The following is a 3480-nucleotide window of genomic DNA, read 5'->3' on the forward strand; positions in this document are numbered from 1 at the left end:
TCTTCCCAGCCTTGGCATCCAGACACAACAGCGCTGACGGCTAAGAATATGATATCAAATAGTTTATGAACCACTTTACCTTGTTGGCGAGGATCATCGATTGATTCGAAATATTTAAATAGCTGAATATCAAGCATGAGAATGCTCCTTGAAAAAAGGAGTATAAGATCATACTTTTAAGTCAAGGTAAAGTTCGTGATCTTGCCCTGATGTTGGGGCTTCAACACTTTATATTGATGAATATGGACTAGGGATAAAACTGTATAAATTAGAAGATTTAGAGGCTTTTTCTAAAAATGTTTTTTTAAATATGAAAAACATATTTCCTGATTTATTAATTATTGGTTCGATTACTGGTAGAGGAGACTTTTTAGGCTTTGATCTTAAAGGAGCAAGAGGGTGCAATAGCTTTTCGGTGTTTTCACATGATGAGGACCCTGAAAAATGGCTAGAGACAAATTCTAGTTGGGGTAAGTTTAGTAGTTGGTTGTTAAAATTGGTTAAAACTGACGGGGAACAAGACTTTATTTAGATAGTAAGACTTTTGAACACTACCTGAGAATGAGTAATTCTAGACCCTCAACGCCCAAATAACTGGCTAAAAATAGTGGGCTAAAATGGAGCAGAGCGAACAGCCCGCTGTTTTAGTCCTTGTTGATTTTCTTGTTAGTTTCCGTTACTTGCTCAGAATCTATTTCTTTATTTTGAGGCTCTATTGTCGTGTAAGCAGAGTAACTTAATTGCCACACTGAATATAATACAGCAACAAGTGCCAGTAATTTTGAAGGCAAAGACTCCACTAATCGATTTAACTTTGCTGGTAGATTTGATCTGATAGTTTTTAATTTATTAGATTGAACTTTTTGGTAGATGGACTGGAAAAAGTATACTTTTGCCATAGTAGACTTATGTAATTTCAAATATTCTTTTCTCTTAAAAGCTTCGGCTTCTTCCGCACCAATTAAGTTGTCTCTGTGAGGCCCACCATTACATGCCATAATGCTAGGCATACGTGGAAGGTCGAAAGACTTTTTACCAAATTTCTCAGTAATTATTGATGATAAATTATGTTTCTTAGAGTCCTCGACTTTAGGCGGCTGCTTTTCCGTTAACACTCTATATCTATGCTCAATAGTCTCAAAACCAAAGTTAATATTGGACATATTCCAGTGAAGCCAATAACAGTCTTGGTGGTTTTGTATAAATTGATAGAAATCTTCTAACATCGTTGCTTCAATTTCATCATTATGATTATGTATTTCATCACGAGTGATTTTTTTTATCTCCGCAACAAGATGTATTGAAAAGCTATGCATTGTAGAGCTGCAATTGATGTGATACGAGGTGAATACCCCTCATTATCATCATTTAATCCCTGACATGAGTAATGAATTACATATAATGAATTTTCATTATCTTTTAGAAATTTCAATTCTTCCTTGGAACGCATACAAACTCCGATGTAAGGAAACTTAGCGAGCCTGTAGATTAACTCGTTTTTTATTTGCTTTTATTGATAAACAAACCATAGCTGAGTTCCTATTTTGGTTCAATTGATTACTGTATTTTTACGCAGCATATAAAGACGTGTTTGATATTGTTGTAATTGATGTTTTGGAAGGGAACTATTAATTTAGCTAAAATTGATGTTTGATTTTTTTATAATAAAACAGCTTTATATTCTGTTTTATTATTGATTAAAGAAAAAGCGGTTCTAACCGTTTTATTGGCTAATGCGACTGCTGCACACTTTTTTCCTCGTCGTTCTATTAGCGCTTTAAGCCAGCGTTCTTTACTTGTTTTTGGCTCTCGTTTAACAACTTGTTGGATGACAGCCATCGCACCTGTAATGAGTAAACTACGTAATGTTGTATTTCGACGTCGGCTTATTTTACCTAAACTTACTTTACCACCAGAGCTATGTTGAGTCGGTGTCAAACCTATACAAGCAGCTGCATCTTTGCCTGCTTTAAACCTAGGGGGGATTACCTAGAGGTTGGGAGTCCAATTATCTTGTTAGATTACTGAACCTCTGATTGTGGGTTACCATATATTTTAAAATATTGAGAAAAGGCTCTCTTCCTAGAAACCCCTTTGGGTAATGAAATAAATGGAAATAAAAACTCTTTGTTCTCCAATATTTCTACTTTCCACTCAGTTTCTCCAATAAAATAAAAAGTTAACGTATTAGAATCTCGAATATTGTAATCTCGGAAAGATCCCGTTGAATACATACTTCCAATCGTAGCTGAATCTATAACATCTAAGCTTTCATCCAAAAGATGAATATGAAGCTTATCTTCATTAGGGATGTCGTCAGTCATAAAGACAAGATATTTGGTGCCTGCCTTAATGCTAAGCTCCAAATAACTACCATCAATATTTTTATTCGTTTTAGTGTTACCTAAAAATATACCACTTTGTTCTGAGGAGGTGGGCTTTGTACTAAATTCTTGGCTCTCGAGTATTATCATATTGTTCACCAAGCCATACTTACGCCAAAAGCGGCTAATCCACCGCCAATAAATGCACCAACGGTCACACAAACAGGAGCTCCTGGACCACACGCTAAACCAGCTAAAGCTCCTCCTGCAATGCCTCCTCCTATACTTGCACCAGTTATCACGACTTCTTTTCCTGCAGCATCAAATTTATTATCAGCGGTAGCAACTGTATATACAGATATAGCAATAGACAAAAAGACTAAGCCCCTACCAGTAGAAGATAGCATTTTCATTGAAGCTGTAACTTTGGGATCAGACTTTCCAGCAGATTTCACAATTTCAGAATAGACGATATTTTGTTTAGTTTTAGATAATCCATCAAATGTACTAGTTTTCCCATATAGTTGTTTTGTTTTCCTTGCAATAAGCTCATTTAACGTTCTTCCTTCACTTTTCAGTCGTTGTGCCATAGCCAAACCAACAGGCGTACTTCTAGATCTAATCACATACATTACAATGTTTCTGGTATCTTGGGCTTGAGAGGCTGCTACAGCCCAAGTAATTCTTCCAGTATTTGCACTTACTCTTAGTTCTGTAGAAATTTTCAATATTTGTTTGGAATAAGCTTTGCGAGCTTCTGCATCGATTATCATATGTACGCCTGCATTTGCTATTTCAGACTGTAACGCCTGAATTGACGCTTCAAATATTTCTTGATCTTCTTGCGATCCATTTTGCATTTTATTCTCCATAATTTAATGATGTAATCTAACGAGCCTGTAGATTAACTCGTTTTTTTATTTATTTTTATTGATAAACAAACCATAGCTGAGTTCCTATTTTGGTTCAATCGATTACTGTATTTTATGCAGAATATAAAGTGGGAGTTTGGTGTTGTTTTAATTGGCGTTTTGGACGGGATTACGGGTACTTGAGTGGCTTTTATTTAGGGTAAAAGCGCTTACCCTTCTTAATGCATCGTGTTTTGCAGCTTTTCTATATTATGAACAAGACAATACAGTTGCCATTGCGCATT

Annotated in this window: 5 protein-coding genes and 1 pseudogene; 1 reads left to right on the forward strand and 5 read right to left on the reverse strand. The window is 35.6% G+C overall.

All coding sequences use genetic code 11. From position 1 onward, the window contains the following. On the reverse strand, nt 1-137 hold a 137-nt coding region (locus I6F65_RS21000; protein ID WP_197111189.1), incomplete at its 3' end, for a transposase family protein. Between the two features lie 173 nt (nt 138-310). On the opposite strand from I6F65_RS21000, the gene I6F65_RS21005 reads away from it, so the two are divergent. Continuing rightward, nucleotides 311-532, forward strand: coding sequence for a hypothetical protein (locus tag I6F65_RS21005; RefSeq protein ID WP_139015414.1), 222 nt, complete (start codon nt 311-313; stop codon nt 530-532). A 112-nt stretch (nt 533-644) separates the two neighbouring features. On the opposite strand, the gene I6F65_RS21010 is transcribed toward I6F65_RS21005, so the two are convergent. The 4 genes and pseudogenes from I6F65_RS21010 to I6F65_RS21025 form a co-directional block, all read right to left on the reverse strand. Then, nucleotides 645-1316, reverse strand: a complete 672-nt coding sequence (locus tag I6F65_RS21010) for a hypothetical protein (RefSeq protein ID WP_197114752.1) — start codon at nt 1314-1316, stop codon at nt 645-647. A 343-nt stretch (nt 1317-1659) separates the two neighbouring features. Continuing rightward, nucleotides 1660-1965: pseudogene (locus I6F65_RS21015) on the reverse strand (transposase); the annotation flags it as partial. 56 nt (nt 1966-2021) lie between these two features. Then, nucleotides 2022-2474, reverse strand: a complete 453-nt coding sequence (locus I6F65_RS21020) for a hypothetical protein (protein WP_197114756.1) — start codon at nt 2472-2474, stop codon at nt 2022-2024. Between the two features lie 5 nt (nt 2475-2479). Further along, a complete protein-coding gene (locus I6F65_RS21025; RefSeq protein WP_197114757.1) occupies nt 2480-3184 on the reverse strand; it encodes a hypothetical protein in 705 nt (234 codons plus the stop codon). Nucleotides 3185-3480: the final 296 nt, after the last annotated feature.

It is taken from the genome of Pseudoalteromonas sp. SWXJZ94C (genome assembly GCF_015864385.1).
Classification (GTDB): Bacteria; Pseudomonadota; Gammaproteobacteria; order Enterobacterales; family Alteromonadaceae; genus Pseudoalteromonas.

What these genes read in the sequence shown, in the direction of transcription:
- I6F65_RS21020 (WP_197114756.1), bottom strand. Translation starts at nt 2,474, where the DNA reads ATGATAATACTCGAGAGCCAAGAATTTAGTACAAAGCCCACCTCCTCA.
- I6F65_RS21010 (WP_197114752.1), bottom strand. Translation starts at nt 1,316, where the DNA reads ATGCATAGCTTTTCAATACATCTTGTTGCGGAGATAAAAAAAATCACT.
- I6F65_RS21025 (WP_197114757.1), bottom strand. Translation starts at nt 3,184, where the DNA reads ATGCAAAATGGATCGCAAGAAGATCAAGAAATATTTGAAGCGTCAATT.
- I6F65_RS21005 (WP_139015414.1), top strand. Translation starts at nt 311, where the DNA reads ATGAAAAACATATTTCCTGATTTATTAATTATTGGTTCGATTACTGGT.